Source organism: Prevotella sp. tf2-5 (genome assembly GCF_900115435.1).
Lineage (GTDB): Bacteria > Bacteroidota > Bacteroidia > Bacteroidales > Bacteroidaceae > Prevotella.
In genome coordinates this window covers 15,705-34,093 of record NZ_FOWK01000008.1, presented here as the reverse complement: position 1 = coordinate 34,093, position 18,389 = coordinate 15,705, and the positions used below count along the sequence as shown (strand labels likewise).

Annotated in this window: 10 protein-coding genes; 6 read left to right on the top strand and 4 right to left on the bottom strand. The window is 49.6% G+C overall.

The features are described from left to right. Positions 1-31: 31 nt before the first annotated feature. From BM257_RS09355 to BM257_RS09345, 3 genes are read left to right on the top strand one after another with little or no spacing between them, the layout of a single operon-like run. On the top strand, positions 32-2,266 hold the full coding sequence (locus BM257_RS09355; RefSeq protein WP_092071554.1) for a hypothetical protein: 2,235 nt from the start codon (positions 32-34) through the stop codon (positions 2,264-2,266). Positions 2,267-2,297: 31 nt separating this feature from the next. Continuing rightward, the gene (locus BM257_RS09350; RefSeq protein ID WP_092071552.1) at positions 2,298-3,308 is read left to right on the top strand and encodes an amidohydrolase family protein; all 1,011 of its coding nucleotides are present in this window, start codon (positions 2,298-2,300) and stop codon (positions 3,306-3,308) included. Positions 3,309-3,323: 15 nt separating this feature from the next. Then, positions 3,324-5,468: a S8 family serine peptidase gene (locus BM257_RS09345; protein WP_092071550.1), complete on the top strand. Its 2,145-nt coding sequence runs from the start codon at positions 3,324-3,326 to the stop codon at positions 5,466-5,468. Positions 5,469-6,474: 1,006 nt separating this feature from the next. Here BM257_RS09345 and BM257_RS09340 read toward each other — a convergent pair. From BM257_RS09340 to BM257_RS09325, 4 genes are all read right to left on the bottom strand, one after another. Next, complete coding sequence (locus BM257_RS09340; RefSeq protein ID WP_092071547.1) at positions 6,475-8,613, bottom strand: rhamnogalacturonan lyase family protein; 2,139 nt, start codon at positions 8,611-8,613, stop codon at positions 6,475-6,477. 55 nt (positions 8,614-8,668) lie between these two features. Then, entirely contained in the window at positions 8,669-9,418 is a 750-nt protein-coding gene (locus BM257_RS09335) for a GIN domain-containing protein (protein ID WP_177216073.1), read from the bottom strand. A gap of 74 nt (positions 9,419-9,492) precedes the next feature. Continuing rightward, positions 9,493-12,060, bottom strand: coding sequence for a DUF5686 family protein (locus tag BM257_RS09330; protein WP_092071540.1), 2,568 nt, complete (start codon positions 12,058-12,060; stop codon positions 9,493-9,495). A gap of 2 nt (positions 12,061-12,062) precedes the next feature. Continuing rightward, a complete protein-coding gene (locus BM257_RS09325; protein ID WP_092071537.1) occupies positions 12,063-13,322 on the bottom strand; it encodes a sensor histidine kinase in 1,260 nt (419 codons plus the stop codon). Positions 13,323-13,453: 131 nt separating this feature from the next. Between BM257_RS09325 and BM257_RS09320 the strand changes: the two genes are divergently transcribed. From BM257_RS09320 to serB, 3 genes are read left to right on the top strand one after another with little or no spacing between them, the layout of a single operon-like run. Then, positions 13,454-14,968, top strand: a complete 1,515-nt coding sequence (locus BM257_RS09320) for a THUMP domain-containing class I SAM-dependent RNA methyltransferase (RefSeq protein ID WP_092071534.1) — start codon at positions 13,454-13,456, stop codon at positions 14,966-14,968. Then, the gene (locus tag BM257_RS09315) at positions 14,958-17,102 is read left to right on the top strand and encodes a S9 family peptidase (protein ID WP_092071807.1); all 2,145 of its coding nucleotides are present in this window, start codon (positions 14,958-14,960) and stop codon (positions 17,100-17,102) included. Before BM257_RS09320 ends, BM257_RS09315 begins: the two co-directional genes overlap by 11 nt. Positions 17,103-17,132: 30 nt before the next feature. Continuing rightward, complete coding sequence (serB, locus tag BM257_RS09310) at positions 17,133-18,362, top strand: phosphoserine phosphatase SerB (protein ID WP_092071531.1); 1,230 nt, start codon at positions 17,133-17,135, stop codon at positions 18,360-18,362. Positions 18,363-18,389 lie beyond the last annotated feature (27 nt).

Sequence of the window (18,389 nt, the reverse complement as noted above, 5' to 3'; positions counted from 1 at the left end):
CATCATTTACTGAAAAACATAAAGGAAGATTATGAAGACTAAAAACCGTAATTACCTGATTTCTGCAATCCTAATGATGGGGATTGCGACGATGATGACAGGCTGTGCCAAAGAAGACATAGCCAGCAATGATAACGGCGGCGGAGTTAATCCTACCGACGTGAAGGTGGATGAGTTGAATGTCAAGGTGACAGCAGATGTTCCTACAGCGGTAATGAGTTCCTTCGACGACAACTCTATGGGTGCAGCCCTTGTGCGTCGTCTGTCTAATACCACCACCGGTCTTGATGATAATACCAAGATGGTGCTCATCAAGGGTGAGGATATCCAAAATCGCCCTCTTACAGAATGGCTGGAGGCAGCGAAGATATATCTGACTGGCGGCTACATCGCAATAGAGAAGCCTCATAATGCACATCTGGTACAGGTGATGGAGCAGTTGTCGGCAAGATTTGAGCAGGCAACATACGATATTCTTACAAAAGATGATGGCAGTGGTGTTGTTGTCAATATCGTTCCACCAAACACCCTGACTTCCAGCAATACTATCAATGCTGATGCAGCGAAGATGAAGACTCGCATTGCAAACATCAATGCTCTGGCATCCACCCGAAGTGGGGCAGGCGAGGCAGATGCTGTTGCCGAGATGGTCATCTTCTCTCGTAAGGGTTATTATCAGTGTGCACCTTATGGCACCAGAACTATTACTTATTCTGTAACGAATAAAGATGGTTCGAATAGTACCAAGACAAAAACCATCACGCAAGAATATGACCAATGCAGCAGTGGTTACCTTGCCGATGGCGCAGCGCAGTGGCTGAACAATCGCGACGCAGCACAGCAGGTGCGCAGGGCGAGCAACCGAGCTAACGGCAACGATGCCATCAACAGCCTGACGAGTGCCAGCGAGGAACACACCTATCAGAATTCGCTCGCTGCTGTTTTGGTTAACAAAGACAAGGATGGTAATAAAATCCTTGAGGTGAACAATCCTCTCAAGAAGGACAATGCCTATCAGGAAATCATCCGCGTATGGGGTGTTCATAACATGGAGACCAACAAAGACTATTATTACACAGAGCAGAAGGTTGTAGCCTCAGTAGGCGGCAAGCGTGAAGGCGATGACCTCTGGAATGCCTCAAAGACACTCTATAGAGGTCCGTATGAAAACAACAAGTGGATATTTTTAAAAAAAGACAGATATAGTGACCCGGACAATACAATAGGCCTCGAATTTCCCGAAGATTATATTCAGGAACAGCCGTGGGAGCCGGGGTCTCACACTCATGGCTGTGCTGTATATGGTGCTTGGTTTAACAAGGGCGATTTTTCGCTGAACCTTACAGGCAAAGGTAGCATACAGCTCGAAGATGCTATCCCTGATACCGACAACAACAACATCAGCCGTTCTGTTGCCGTAGGTACATCGCAATCATCAACCAATACCATTGGTGGCTCCTTTGGCCTCGGTTTTGTAGGAAGTAATCCAAGTGGTTCACTCGGACTCAATTTCTCTCAAGGTTGGACAACAGGCACAACATACACCATGACGACTACGGAAAATGCAAAGGAGTTGAAATGTGTGAAGAATACAGATGGCAACAAGGTAAGCTGGACCTACGAATGTGGTAAGACTGGTATGGGAGATGTTGGGAGTGACGAAGGAAAAGGCACACATGCCATTGCACCTGATGCTCTTACCACTGATGTTAATATAGACAATCAGGCATGCTGGTCTGTTGCTAATCCAGAAGGTGCTTACACCTTAGAGACATACCACATGCCAACCATGTGTTCACTTGTTGCAGTCGCACGGTCACCTGACGAGGATTTTTCAGACCCATGGGCTGCCTTAAACTCAGGTAAATTATGTTCCACCTCTTCTACGGATGCCAACAACAATACCGTTTCCTACGAGCTCTTGGTGCCTAACCGCTCAAAGCAGACGTGGTATATGGATGTGGACTTCCCGGAGTTGGGACAGGATGGCTACAAAGGTGTGAAGGACGAGCTGACCAACGCTCTGAAGACGCAATTCCCTGACCTCTATCAGCCCACCATCGTGCTTGCCGACCAGACGCCTCAGAGCGAGAACACCATCAAGAGCCTGGTGGACACGTCGAAGAAAATGCTCAACGACCCCAATGCCCTGCAGACACTGAGAGGCTATGCCTTGGACAGAGGCGTCTCGCAGTTCACCATCAAGTGGTACTGCGCCGATGGCAATCACCCGAAACCTTACTCGATGACCGTTACAGCCAAATAATTATTTTATTAACTTAAATATATTTTTCAACATGAAAATTATTGATTGTGAATTTCATTATTATTTGCCTGAGTTGATGGACTATCTCGCTACGAGAGATCAGGCCATGAGGTATTATCCAGAAAAAAAAGTGCTGGAAGTGAGAGATAAAATCTATGCCCATTTCAGCGGTGTGACGAACACCTATCCTGTCATTGACGAACTGATGAATTTCGGAGCGGAGCGCGTGGCGGAAATGGACCGCAACGGCGTTGACGCCGCTGTGATGTCTTCTTCGCCTGCGTTGGAGGAATTGCCCGAGAAGGAGTGCGTGTATTTCGCTAAGAAATCCAACGACGCTGTGGCAGAACTCATCAAGAAATTCCCCGGTCGTTTCTTTGGTGCTGCCGTGTTGCCGACGCCATACGTTGATGAGGCCATCAAGGAGCTGGAGCGTTGCGTCAAAGAGCTGGGATTCAAATACTGGCACACACATTCCAATTATATGCATGAGCATCTGTATGAGGAGAAATACCTGCCGCTGCTGGCAAAGGCTGAAGAGTTGGGTTGTGCCGTCTATGTTCATCCGCAGGCTTCCGACGACAAGGATATGAAGGAGATGGGTTATGTGTATTCTTCGCCAGGACTCGGATTCGGACTGGATGCCATGAAGACGTCGTTGCGCCTGATTCTAAACGGCACCTTCGACAAGTTCCCCAAGCTGAGAATGATTCTCGGCCATTGTGGCGAATACTTCCCATTCATCATCGACAGGGTTGACAACCGTTTTGCATGGATCAAGGACGATGAGGTGAAGATGAAGCACACGGTAGCTTACTACTTCCAGAACAAGAACGTAGTGATGACCACCAGCGGCATCATGTCTAAAATCACCTTTGAGTGTACCAAGCAGGCCTTCGGCATCGACAGCATCATCTTCGCCTCAGACTACCCCTACGAGTGTCTGTCTAACATGATGAAATTCGTGAAAACGCTGGATCTGACGGAAGAGGAAAAAGAAAAACTCTTCCACTTGAATGCCGAGAAGTACATTTTAGGTTAGTTGTTTCGAAATACAATGAGAAAATTCTACCTATTGGTGCTGTTGGCTGTCAGCATGACGGTTGCAGCACAAGACAAGATGACACTGGACGCACAGCTGTTGACTAATCAGCAGCAGGCGTTAGAAGGACAAGGGCGCCGTAGCGCCAATGCCGATGAGAACCGTCTCACGTTGGTGGTCAAAGTCGCTGATGAAGTTGCTGTGGAGACCTACAATGCCATTCGCGACGCAGGAGGTCGGATAGAGGGTGTGCTGGGACAACAGGCCGTCATCAACATCCCTGTGTCGAGTATTCAGCGTCTTGCCACCCTGAAAGGCATCGAGCGCATCGACGTCACCCACACGGGAAAGCCGCTGACCGACGTCTCGGTGAAGGCAACCAAGGTCAGTGATATCCTCAATAAACCGGCAGGAGCCGCCACGTCGCTCACCGGCAAGGGGGTGATGGTGTGTATCATCGACGGTGGTTTCAATTTCAAGCATGCCGCCTTTACCGATGCCAACGGGAACAGCCGCATCAAGTGCGTCTACAAGATGGAAGAGAAGACTGGCAAAGCAGGACATAAACAGCTGACGTACACCGACCCTAAGGCCGGTGAGGTGACCGCTCCCGGCTACTACTACGACACCCCCGAGGGCATTCAGGCGCTTGGCGAGGAAGACGGACTCTTTGACACCCATGGAACCCATACTGCAGGTATCGCCGTAGGAACGAAGAGTGCCCAGGGATTCACCGGTATGGCTCCCGAAGCCGACATCATGATGATTCCCTTCGATGCAGTATACGACGCCCTGCGCTTTGAAACCTATCAAGGCAGTTTGGAGAAGGCGCTGATGTTTGCTGTCAACTACGCCAAGCAGAAGAAAATAGACCTCGTTATCAATATGAGTATCGGAACCCATGAGGGACCGCACAACGGTACCGGAACCATACCCGAGATGCTGGGCGAAGTAGTCAAGACGACTATTCCCGTCATGTCTTCCGGCAACGAGGGTAGTTTGACTCCACATATCTACAAGAAGTTTACAGCTGCCGACAACACCCTCAAAACCGTGTTCCCCATGGTCGAAAGTCATAATGAATATGGCGACGACTTCTCTACACAGGCCAACTCCAACGGATACTCACGCCAACCTGCCGTCGTCGGCCAGACGGTCAAGGTGAAGATGGCCATCCTTCATCAGAACACTCAGAAATGGGGGCTCGAGGTGAGCTATAAGATAGGCGACCCCGCCGTCTCCAAGGGAGCAAACGGTGACGATTCAGACTCAGACCCTCTTGCGCCCTATGATCAAAATCTTGCCCTGTTAACCAGAGGAAAGGTGTACATCAGTGTGGGTACTGTTGACGGCAAACTCCACATCAAGGCTGTTTACGGCGGTACGATATATATTCCCGAAGAGGGCGGCAAGCCCGACCCCTTCAGTCTCACTGTAGAGGGCTACGACGGCTTGGAAATGGATTTCTGGGATAACAACAGATACGGCAATGCCCCAGGATGCGCCGTTGCCGACAATGACATCTCCGCCAGCGACTGGGTTTCCACGCCCAACATCATCAGCGTAGGAGCCTACTGTACCAACACACTGAGCCGTAACTACACGGAGGATGATAAAGACGCCTCCTCGGAATTTTCCCTCGGCGACATCGCTCACTTCTCCAGCTACGGCCAATTCTCCAACGGGGTCAAAGCTCCAATGGTATGTGCTCCCGGTGTCAACATCGTGTCGGCCATCAACGCGAATGTCCTCAAATATGACGATCCGGGCACGCCCAAAGAGTCTATGAAGTGGAAAGACTGTGCGTACACAGCCTATAACGGTACCTCGATGTCTGCTCCCCACGTGGCTGGCATCATCGCACTGTGGTTGCAAGCCAAGCCCGGACTGACCTTTGAACAGATAAAGGACGCGCTGAAGAACGCGTGCGACAACGACGATTTCACCGCCAAGACGCCCATCCGATGGGGCTACGGGAAAATCAATGCTCAGAAGGGTCTCAACTATATTCTCAACCTCAGTCCTTCCGGCATAGAGGAGGTGAAAGGCACGGTGGCACCCAGTCAGCGTGAGAAGATTTACGACCTGCAGGGTCGTCAGGTAACCAACCCCACGCGCGGTATCTACATCATCGGTGGACGTAAGGTTGTCATCAAATAACACAAGCGGGGCACAGACCCCGCTTGTTGTTTATTTTCCCTTTTTACAGTTTAGAACTTCCAGTCGGGAGCACAAGGACTGTCCCCTGTGAGCACGATTGGGATTTATCCTGCTACAATGGTGCTACAATCCTGCTACCATTCTACACCCGGACAGCGACTGTTTTTTGAGTGATTTGAAAACGGCTATAGGCGTTCAGTTGATTGGCTGGAGCCGTTCAGTCGTTTGGCTATAGCCGAACGGTTGAAAGAGCGTACCTAACACCCTCGAAGGTAGGCACTAATACCCCGTCACCAGTAACTTTTTACCTGTACGGCAAGCATTTCAGATTACAGATTACAGTAAGTCAAAACGTTGAATGCTATGACAAATGACGGATGACAGTTAGTGAAAGTCAACCTTTCTAGTAAAAGCGTCAACGATCTTAGAAAAAGCGTCAATGATCCCCAGAGTAGGGTGTCAACTTCTTCAGTATGGTAATGCAGTCTCAGTCTCAGAATCTCAGTTTTTTAAAGCGAACGAACGAACAGTTGAACAGTTATTCTATTTTCCTAAAAATGTTGACCACTAATTTTATTATATATATATTATATATAATATATATATAATAATATAATATATAGACTTTTTGGTATATTTCTACTTTAGTAAACTGTTCGCTGTTCGTTCGTTCGCTCACTGAGATTCTGAGACTGAGACTTTTTTCCTTTTTCGCTAACTGTTATTTGTTATTTGTTTGAATCGGTCAAATGATAAACTGTCATTTGTCATTTGTCATAGATCACTTACTGAAAACTGAAATCTGAAATCTGAAATCGCAAACTGTAATCTGTAATCTGTAATGCGAGAGATCCCAGTATCTGCGAAGGTTTGCTCCAGTATCTCCTTCACCTTGCTCCAGTATCTGTTATAGGGGTATAACAATATCTGTTATAGGGGTATCGGAGGTATCGGAATACACCCATAACAGATACTGGGATGAGGGATAACGGATATCAGCAGGAACCTATTTTAAAGTCTGTCCTACAGCATTATACTCCTTGCCATCCTTGACGATGACAAGTTGACCGTTACTGATGATTTTCTTGGTGGTTTGTACTTTGTCATTTGAGGTCTGAGCCTTAACCCCTTTCACACCTGTGGCGCTCTCAGGAGCATGGTTGGCAGTCTGTGTGGTGTAGGTATCGCCATCTACACCCAGGTGAGCAGGCAGGTAGTAGCTCAGATGAGGAGGCTGGTTGTATGAGGAGTTCTGCCAGGCAACCCCCAGGCGGTACATGTGGTCCTCCATCAGACAAGGCACCCTATATGCTGTCGGCTCCGGTGTGGAGAAGATGAGGAGCTCGCAATGAGGATCGCTCCAGTCAGCCTCATAGTTTGTCATGATTATCTCCTCACGCCAGTCACCCAGCAGGTCAGCCTGCAAACAAGGAGTCGCCTTGGTGGTGTTGCAGGTCTGTGGCTTGTCATATTCCGCGAACTCCTGGAAGGTGACAATGGCATTGTTTTCCGTATTCCATGAGCAGACACGTGGAGCACAGCCGTTCGTTGCGTCATATTGTCCGTCGAACGACTGGTCGAACGGGTCACCAGTCCAATAGATCCGGAAGTTAGTGTCAGGCTTACCGTTATGCACAGTAGATCCGTCAACGCAAGAACGCATCACGTCATCGGCAGAAGACCAGAATTCCGATCCATACTTACCAGGAACGAAGTCACAAGCCAGTCCGCTATCGTTGTCTTTCTCACCTGTAGCGTCAAACAACACCTCACCCGTCGTGGCATCATGCACATCCCAACCGAACGGGCTCTGCTCATGAGGCATCATCACCTCAAGTCCCGGGCGATCCGGGCAGAGGTCAGTAAGATGCATGGCGTCGCCATGCCCGAAGCCCGTTGCGCAGAGCAACTTTCCATCATGTCCTATGGTGGCGGCGCCAATGCAGATATCATCATATCCATCGACATTGACATCACCTATGCTGATGCCATGCACCCCCTGTCCGAAGCTTGACTTACCCTGTGATGTTACCGGGTCAGTGGTTTCATTAGCCAATTCCGTACCCGCAGCATCGACAACACACCACTGCCATTTACTACTGCCCTTGTGCAACCAACGAGTCTTCAGGGCGGTGCCATTCCAGTCAACAGCCCAGATGTAGCATGCAGTCATGTAGCCACGCTGCAGGATGGCAGAAGGGAGGTTGTTAACACCGTCGAGGTATGCCACGGCAGCATTATAACGCTCGCCATAGTTGTAAGAGTCATCACCCCACGACGAACTGTATGAGGTGTCGCTATACGGGAAGTCACTCATAGAGCGGCTGGGGGTATAGAAGATGGTATGCATGGCGGCACCCGTCTCGCCATTGAACACGGTGAGGAACTCAGCGCCCTGTGTGACATGCCCCTCAGAGTTCACGGTTACCGTAGACGGCTCGATAGCCTTGATGGTGGCATTACCCGCCTGTGTGACATAATTTCCCAAGCCGTCCTTAGAGTCAGGAGCAGTCTTGAAGATAACCTCCGCCTTGCCGTCGCCGTCAAAGTCGTACACCAGGAATTGTGTGGTATGGTGACCCGAGCGCACCCCATCGCCCACATCAATACGCCATTTCTGTGTGCCGTCCATCTCATAGCAGTCAATGTATGTGGCACTTGCCGCACCATCCTCCCCAGGGTCACGCTGGTTGTTGGGGAGCCATTTCACTACGAGCTCATAGTCGCCATCACCGTCAACATCCCCCACAGAGATGTCGTCTGGACGATACTCACCTTTGAGACTGCCATCCTTCGACATACGTGCTGCCGGACGAGGAATGGTTATCTTCGTAAACATATTGTCCCAGGCGGTGCAGACAGCCTCGCCACCCATACTGCTCTCCACCTTGTAAGTGTCGCCAGGGTTGCCGTCGGCATCGAGGTAGTTAGTAACACCGGCAATACCGCTTTTCACAAGTGTTCCGTTGCGATACAACGAGAAGGTAGCATCACCGTCAGCATTCAGATAGCGCCATGACACGAGAATGCCTTGCGAGGTCTTCACAGCCACAGGAGCACGGTTCAGTTTCTCTTTCACTGGCAGCTTAGCACTGACACTCTCACACAGCACCACAGCCAGCAGGGCAAGTAGGAGTTTCTTCATAACAGTTTTAGTTTTGTATTGATATTTATAGAATTAAGTATATGGCATATTGTCACTACCTCACGATCTGGAGCCCATCGGTATGGATATCACCAGAGCCACGAGTCGTCTTCTCAAGTTTCCTGACCGTACCAGTGAGGGTGATGTCGCCAGAGCCCACCAGGCGGCAGGTGACGGTGCCACAATTCTGGTTAGCCACCTTGATATCACCAGAGCCTTTCAGTTCCAGTTTCGTGTCCTTGGCATTCAGCTGACTGATCTTCACATCACCAGAGCCTACCAGCTCGACAGCGGAATACTGGGTGACGACCTTCTTGACATCCACATCACCAGAACCCACCAAAGAGACATTGACACGGTCGCAGATAATATCATAGAAATCGATGTCACCAGAGCCCTTCAGGGTAATGGCAAGGTTATCCGTATCCACATGCGACTTACTCTCGAAGTCGCCAGAGCCATGCACCTCGACACCGACCAGGTCAGGAGAGGTGACATAGACCGTCACGTCATTATCCTTCATGCTGCTGAAGCTGAACATACTGCCAGAACTCACACTGACGACCAGTGTGTTGTTCTCCACACGAGTCTGTACTTTCTTGATGATACTTTTGGGCGCCTTCACACGGACAGACCATGTCTTACCCTGTGCGTACTTGATGTCAGGAGACCCCTCCAGACGGATACGCTCAAACCCTTTCAACCCACGAGACTCCTCCACCTTATCAGAACCTTGGAAGGCATAAACACTTGTTCCAGCCACGACGGCGAACACGACGACAAAAATCAAAAATAACTTCTTCATACTCTTTCTTTTATTAATGTTTCTGTCTGTTAGACGGAGAAGACGCGGAAAAAGTTGCATAGGCGAGAAAATTATCAGAAAGTGAAATGAACGGTCACGCGGACACCATTCTTATGAGCCGTCGACAAGTCGTTGTAGTTCAAGCGGCGCACATACTCCACGTGGAAGAACTTGAAGATATTATGGATACCCACAGAGACCTCCCAGTACGGGCGTTTCGGATCCATCACATGAGAGCCCTCAGGGAACACCATCAGCAAGGGGCTGTCAGTATTCTGTGCCAGGAACGGGTTATTCTTGTCGGAGAGACCTCCCCACAGCATCTTGACCCCGATATACTCACGCCATTTCAGTTTCTTCAGCAACGGGATGCGGTTGAACAGTTTTCCGTTCAAGTCCCAGGCGATAATCGTAGAGACGAAACGGTCGTTGAGGAACTCCATGTTATCGACAAGGCTATAGGTGTATTGATGGAGGATATACGAGAGGTTCGCCTCCGGCATACATAACATCGGGAACGGCACCTTCGACCACTGCACCCCACCCTTGACATAGACATCCACCTTTCCCCAGCTATTCAGCCAGAAGCGGTGCTTGACACTCAGCTCGCTATAGTGGTAGTTATAGTCTCCCCCCAGGAAGCCCTTCATACCGATGGTATGTCCCAGGGTAAAGATAGGAGCCTCACGATTCACCTTCTTACGACGCTGTTTGGTGTTGATATAAAGTGCTCCCGGACAGTATTCTATCTCGGCGTGCAGCTCCGTAGTGCGGATTCTCGCAGAAGGACGAGGAGTTGTCTGATCCCATGCGGCATAATCAGCAAGCGGAGTGAAATAGAGTTTGCCGCACGCCTCGTTCTCCTCCGTCTTCAGACTGACTGTCGTCTTCAGTCCCGCATTTGCCTCATGGACGAAAGTCAGTTGCTGTCTGTTGTAGAACATCATGGCGTCCACCTTGCTCCATTTGAATGCCGTAAACACATTATCCTTATCCGTCGTCAGGAACTTATCCGACGGGGAGCACACATCATACGTTGACGAGAAAGTCAGGTAACGCTGCGGAAACTCTTTGGGCAGGTACTCCTTCTCGTTGAAGGAATATGTCACCTCCCCCTTATAGTAGTTCTTATGCGACTTCCACCCTCGTGCCACATACCCGCTGAAGAACCAGTGCTTGTTGAGGTTTGCCGTGGTCTGCGCACTCAGACGAGTACGGAATCCGTCGATATAGTTGGTGGAGAAGATGGTATTGATAGGACCGATATCCACCTTGGAGGGGTTACCCGTCTCCACGTAATTCTCAATGAGAGCCTTCAAGCCCAGCATGATATACTTGAACCCCTTCATCTTCTCGAAACTCTTGACAAAGTCCTTCATCGACGCCTCACCCTTGGTCAGCTCCACCTGACGGTACTGTGCCCAGAAGAGGTCGCTATGCGACATCGCGTCAGCGTCCCTCACATCACGCTTCCCCTTGAACACCTGGTCGTCGAGAGCATCGAAGGCATAGTCTGTCAGACGAGTGTTCCTGACGACGACCGCTTTCTGCAGGAAACTCAGTATCTCTATCTCTACCATCATATCATCCACCGTCAGCACCCACTCACCAGTAGGCAACTGGGAGAACTGCTGGATGACACGGAGGTTCTCGATGAAATTCGCATCACTCTGACGAGGGATGGACAAGTCACAGCGTTTCACCTGATAGCTGGAGTCTTTCAGGATATAGATATCCCCACGGAAACCGAAGTCCTGCATGTTATTAGGCAGGAAATGCAGATGGATACAACTGTCACGCTCCACCTGCAGGGTGTCCTCGATATAAAAACGGTAGAAGCCGATGGCGCCCCTTCCTATCGGTGAGGTAAAAGGACGCTGAAGAAGCCGGATCTGGTCATCGTAGATATTCACATCCGTGAAGATATCCTTCATCATCGTATTCATGATATCGCCCGTCTGGAACAAGTCACCGACACCCGTCGAGTTCTGTCCCATGATGATATTCTTCTCATCATGCGGATGGCGGCGGTACAGTTTCCTCGTCACCGTCTCGTCAACAGAGATGGGAAGGATGAGTTTGTTGTTATAGGGGCAAGGCTCTAACTGGTCTAACATCCATTTGTTCTTACGGAAGACGGAGTGATAGAGTTTCTCCGGGGTGATGTCATTACCGGCAAGGGTGAGCTTCTGGTATTTGGTATACTGGTAATAATCCTTATTGGCGAGATTAGTGAAACGCTTGTGTTCTATCACCTTACGCATCAGTTCCACGGCAGGGTTGTTCTTACGACTATAACGCTGTCGCTTGGAGCGTACCGTCACGTTCTGTAGCACCTTGGTATCCGGTTGCAACTGGATATTAACGACCACAGGAGTCCTGTCGACGACAGGGATGGTCTGTGACACATAACCCACGGCACTGAAAGTCAATGCCCATCCCACGTTTTTCTGGATGACATAACGTCCGTCAAGTCCTGAGGCGACAGCCACCTGATGTCCTTTATACGACACCGTCACAGAAGGAATGACCATCTTTGTCTCGGCATCGGTAATCACCCCGGACATCAACTGTGCCAGGGAAGACTGGCACACCAAACAAAGGAGGAATAAGAGAAAATATCTAAATCTAATCGCTTGCATAGTTAATAGGGGATCTCCACCCAGAAGGTAGATCCTTTTTGATAAACAGACTCTACGCCCACCTTACCTCCCAGGAGGTCGGCAAGGCTCCGGCAAATACTCAGACCGAGTCCGGTACCCGCCACGAAGTCATCCACTTTCACGAAACGCTCGAAGAGACGGTCGTTACACTTGTCGGCAGGAATACCCTTTCCTGTGTCACGGACCCATATCCTCAGACTTGACGGCAGCTTGTCGTAACCCAGTCGGATACTGCCTGCAGCTGTGAACTTCACAGCATTATTCATATACTGGTTCAGTATTTCCTTCAGACGGTCACGGTCTGTATGGATGATGATGGACTCAGCGGCACCATCCGTCTCTACGGCAACCCCGTTGTCGGACGCGACAGGCTGGTATTTTTCCACCATCTCCTGCAACAAAGGCAGCAACTCGAAATCCTCCTTGACGATCTCACCATTGTTGCCTGCCTCCAGCTTGGAGATATTCATCATGTCGTCAAACAACCGGAGCAGGTGGGCGTTATTCTGTTTGATGAGTTTGATCAGCTCATTACGCTCCTCCTCGCTCTGTGCCATGGGCAGGACATCGCTGAAGCCCACAATGGCATTCAGGGGAGTACGTACCTCATGAGTGATGTTCGCCAGGAAGGCAGATTTCAGGCGGTCGCTCTCCTCTGCCTGGTTACGAGCCTCTATCAACGCCTGCTCAATCTCTTTCTGGGCATCAATACGCATAGAGGTGCCCACGATGGTCAGAGGCTTGCCGTCGATATCACGTTTCTCAACAGTAGCGAAGGTCTCCGCCCAATAAAAGGGTGAGGAAGGTGTCGCCTGTGCCCTGTACTGCTGATGATAGTCCTCGTACTTGCCTTTCATCAGTCCTGTCAGCGCTTCCCTGACTCGCTCACGGTCATCGGCATGGATAAGGGCAAAAGTACCCTCAACCGGGGTGCCCGTCTGTGGACTGAACGAATACTTTCCACTCCGGTAATCGCTCTCATAAGCCACCGTGCTTTCTGGGACATTCAGTCGCCATGTGGACAGTTTCATCGCCTTCAGCACCAACTCATACTCGATGTTATGTCGCTTGATCTTCGCCAGTTGTGCCAGTTCAGCCTTCAACTGACGATATTGTCTCACCTGGTAGAAAAGAGCGAACAGCAATACCAGAATTGCAGGAACACCTGCCACCCATAACAAGATATCAATTCTCATCAGACCACTGATATCTATCAGAAATATTGCCAATCCGTTCGTCATGACCGATAGTCTTGTTCTTGTATTGGTTGCAAAAATACATAAAAGAATCAGAATAATGAAAAAAAACTCGATTTATTTTGTAAATCGCCTACTTTATTCGTATCTTTGCAGCATATTTACATCATGACATTATGACACAAGATTATGAACTTATCGCCAAGACGTTTATGGGTCTTGAACCTGTCTTGGCGAAAGAATTGGCGCAATTGGGCGCGGAGAACATTGAGATAGGACGCCGCATGGTTTCTTTCACTGGTAACAAAGAAATGATGTACCGTGCTAACTTCCAGTTGCATACTGCCATCCGTATTCTAAAACCTATCAAGCATTTCAAGGCACAGTCAGCAGATGATGTCTATGAAGGAGTGAAAGAGGTGGACTGGACCAGATTCCTGGACCTGAACACCACCTTTGCTGTTGACTCTGTGGTTTTCTCCGAGGAATTCCGACACTCCAAATTCGTAGCTTATAAAGTCAAGGACGCCATCGTCGACCAGTTCCGTGAGAAGACGGGCAAGCGTCCGAATATCTCCATAACGAATCCCGACATCCGACTGAACATCCATGTCGCAGAGGACAAATGCACACTCTCCCTGGACTCCAGTGGTGAGTCCCTGCACCGTCGCGGCTATCGTCAGGAGTCTGTAGAGGCTCCTTTGAACGAGGTATTGGCGGCAGGAATGATCTTGATGACGGGCTGGCATGGTGAGACCGACTTCATCGATCCTATGTGTGGCAGCGGTACCTTGCTGATTGAGGCAGCACTCATCGCCCGCAACATGTCACCAGGACTGTTCCGTAAGGAGTTTGCTTTTGAGAAATGGAAAGACTTTGACCGTGACCTGTTTGACGCCATCTATAATGATGACTCTCAGGAACGGGAGTTCACCCATCATATCTATGGTTACGATATCGACATGAAGGCTGTCAACACTGCCCGTATCAACGTACGTGCCGCAGGACTGACCAACGATATCACTGTAGAGAATGTTGATTTCAAGGATTTCACACAACCCAAGGAGAAGAGTATCATGGTCACCAATCCTCCTTATGGAGAGCGTATCTCCACCCCCGACCTGCTCGGCACTTATAAGATGATAGGGGAACGGTTGAAGCACCAGTTTACTGGGAATGACGCCTGGATCCTGAGCTATCGGGAGGAGTGTTTCGACCAGATTGGTCTGAAGCCATCCATCAAAATCCCCTTGTATAATGGTTCCTTGGAATGTGAGTTCCGCAAATACCAGATGTTCGATGGTAAGATGCGTGTCTTCCGTGAGGAGGGTGGAACAGTGAAGACGGAGGAGGAGAAACGGCAGATGGCTGAGAAGCGCCGCTTCAAACAGAATCGCGAGTTCAAGAAACGCCTGGAGGAACAGGAGGAGAACGAGGAAGCGGACATCCGCTCTTTTAAGTTCCGTTCTTTGGAGAAAAAGGAGCCCAGGGAACCTAGGGAGCCCAGGGAACCAAGGGAGTCAAGGGAGTCTAGATATTCTAGAGAATCTAGAGGGTCTAGAGACTCTAGAGATAGAGAATCTAGATATTCCAGGGATTCCAGAAAACCTTTCAAGGGAAAGCGGGACTTTGACCGGAAAGGAAGGACTTTCGACAAGAAGAATAGGAGAAATGACCATGATGAAGATTAAAACCATATTGCTCCTTCTCATACTCTCGTTGAATATGTCTGCCCAGGAAAAGCAACTCTTCACCCTTGAGGAACTCAACTATGGAGGTAACCGCTATCATACCATCCAGCCTCAGAACAAATGGTATGCCTGGTGGGGTGACGAATTGATAAGGACAGACGTGGAGGAATGCTGGCTCGTCGACAAGAGAACTGGCAAGGAGACGCGTCTCTTCACACTTGACGAGGTCAATAAATGGTTGAAGAGCGATGACATGTATCATGTCCGTGCACTCTATTATGCCACTTTCCCCTACCCTGACCAGCCTTGGGTGGCTCTTGGCAACAAGAAGTCGTTCCTGCTGCTCAATTTCAAGACACACGAGATCGTTTGGCAGGACAGTATCTCCGGACAGAAAGCTAACGACTGGAATCCTGTATCAAAAGCCACGGCATACATAGAGGACGACCAGTTGTTTGTAGTTGACGGGAAAGGCGGCAAGCACCAACTGACAACTGACGGGTCACGTGAGATAGTATACGGACAAAGTGTTCACCGTAATGAGTTCGGTATCGACAAGGGCACTTTCTGGAGTCCTGACGGTATGCGTCTTGCCTTCTACCGCATGGACCAGTCGATGGTCACCGACTATCCGCAAGTTGACATTGACCCACGGAGCGCTACTCACGAGCCGGACAAATACCCGATGGCGGGGATGACCTCACATCAAGTAACAGTGGGTGTTTATGACCTGGATACGCAAAAGACCACATATCTGAAAGCTGGTGACCCCACAGACCGTTACTTCACGAATATCGCCTGGAGCCCCGATGCGAAGACCATCTATATGTTTGAGCTCAATCGCGACCAGAACGATTGCAGACTGGTGTCCTACGATGCCATGACTGGTGAGAAGAAAGCGGAATTGTATCGGGAGACCAGCGATAAATATGTGGAACCCTTGCATCCTATCCAGTTCCTGCCTTGGGACGATGACCTGTTTATCCTGCAAAGTCAAAAGGATGGCTATAATCACCTCTATTTATATAATAAAGAAGGAAAACTACAACGACAGCTGACTAAAGGCAACTTTGTCATACAGGAGGTACTGGGGTTCAATGAGAAACAGAAGAGCGTCCTCGTTGCTGCCAACAAATACCATCCGCTCCACCGCTGGTTATATAACGTCAACATCAAAGACGGTAAGATGACGGAACTCGTCTCCGCCGATGGGGTACATCATGGTAAGCTCTCCTCATCCGGCACTTATCTCGTCGACAGATGGAGCAACCCCACAACGCCACGTAACATCGACCTCGTCGAAGTGAAAACGGCAAAGGCGACACGGTTGATGACTGCGGAGGATCCTTGGAAAGACTATGAGCAACCTATTTTCGAATGTGGGACGATCAAAGCAGCAGATGGCATCACCGACCTTTACTACCGTATGGTGAAACCTTATAACTTCGATGCGACCAAGAAATATCCTACAGTCGTCTATGTCTATGGTGGACCACATGCCCATAACGTAGAAGCAGCATGGCATTGGTATAGTCGTTCTTGGGAGACCTATATGGCACAGAAGGGGTATATCCTCTTTATCCTCGACAACAGAGGCAGTGAGTATCGTGGACGCGACTTTGAGCAAGCCACGTTCCGTCAACTCGGACAGATAGAGATGCAGGACCAGATGAAGGGCGTGGAATACCTGCGCTCCCTACCTTATGTGGATATGGACAGACTGGGTGTACACGGCTGGTCATTCGGCGGTTTTATGACCATCTCCCTGATGACTAACTATCCTGACGTCTTCAAGGTAGGGGTGGCTGGTGGTCCTGTCATCGACTGGAAATGGTATGAGGTGATGTATGGCGAGCGATATATGGACACCCCGGAAACCAATCCGGAAGGGTACGAGAAGATTAGTCTGCTCTCCAAGGCAAAGAATCTGAAAGGAAAACTCCAAATCATCACGGGGTATAATGACAACACGGTAGTGCCACAGCATTGTCTGTCATTCCTGAAAGCATGCATAGAGGCTGGTACCCAGCCTGACTTCTTCGTATATCCTGGTGAGGCGCATAACATGCGGGGACATGCCAGTGTTCATCTGCATGAGCGTATCACCCAGTATTTTGAAGACTACCTGAAATAATTGATTGTTTAAAGTTCATAGTTCACAATTATGAAAGAAGAACAGATATTAGTCCGTATCACAGGACAAGACCGTCCTGGTCTGACAGCGGCGGTTATGGGAATCCTGGCGAGATACGACGCTCAGATCCTCGATATCGGACAAGCCGATATCCATAGCACGTTATCACTAGGCATCTTAATCCGTATGGATGAGATGAAGTCAGGACTGGCGATGAAGGAACTCTTGTTCAAAGCCACGGAGCTGGGGGTGAACATCGGTTTCTCACCAATTACCGATGACGAGTATGAGAATTGGGTAGGACATCAGGGTAAGAACCGTTATATCCTGATGGTCATGGGACGACAACTGGAGGCACGACAGATAGCGGCTGCCACCCGTATCATCGCCAACCAGGGACTAAATATCGACTCTATCCTGCGACTGACGGGACGTAAGAGTATCAAACAACTTGACAAGCATACCCGTGCCTGTATCCAGTTCTCATTACGTGGTGAGCCTGTCGACCGCCAGGACATGCAGTCAAAACTCATGAAGCTGTCCGCGGAGATGGGTATTGACTTCTCTTTCCAGCGTGACGATATGTTCCGACGCATGCGCCGCCTTATCTGTTTCGATATGGACTCCACCCTGATACAGACGGAGTGTATCGACGAGCTTGCCGAGCGTAATGGTGTCGGCGCCGAGGTACGTGCCATCACAGAGAGTGCCATGCGTGGTGAGATTGACTTCAAGGAGAGTTTCACACGCCGGGTGAAATTACTCAAGGGACTCGATGTCAGCGTCATGCGTGACATTGCAGAGCATCTTCCCATCACGGAAGGTGTAGACCGTCTAATGAGTATCCTCAAGACCTGTGGTTATAAGATTGCCATCCTCAGTGGAGGATTCACGTTCTTCGGCGAGTATCTGCAACGTCGTTACGGCATTGATTATGTCTATGCCAATGAACTGGAGATAGGGGATGACGGCAAACTGACAGGTAACTATGTGGGCGAAATTGTTGACGGACATCGGAAAGCGGAGCTGTTAAAGCTCATCGCACAGGTCGAGAAAGTAAACCTTGCCCAGACGATAGCTGTTGGTGACGGTGCCAACGACCTGCCCATGATCAGTGAGGCCGGACTGGGTATCGCTTTCCACGCAAAGCCCCGTGTGGTAGCGAATGCGGAACAAAGCATCAACACCATCGGACTGGATGGCGTGCTATATTTCCTCGGCTTCAAGGACTCTTATTTAGGTGAACAGGGAAAACTGTAGAAAGGTAGAAAAGTAAAAAACATAAAG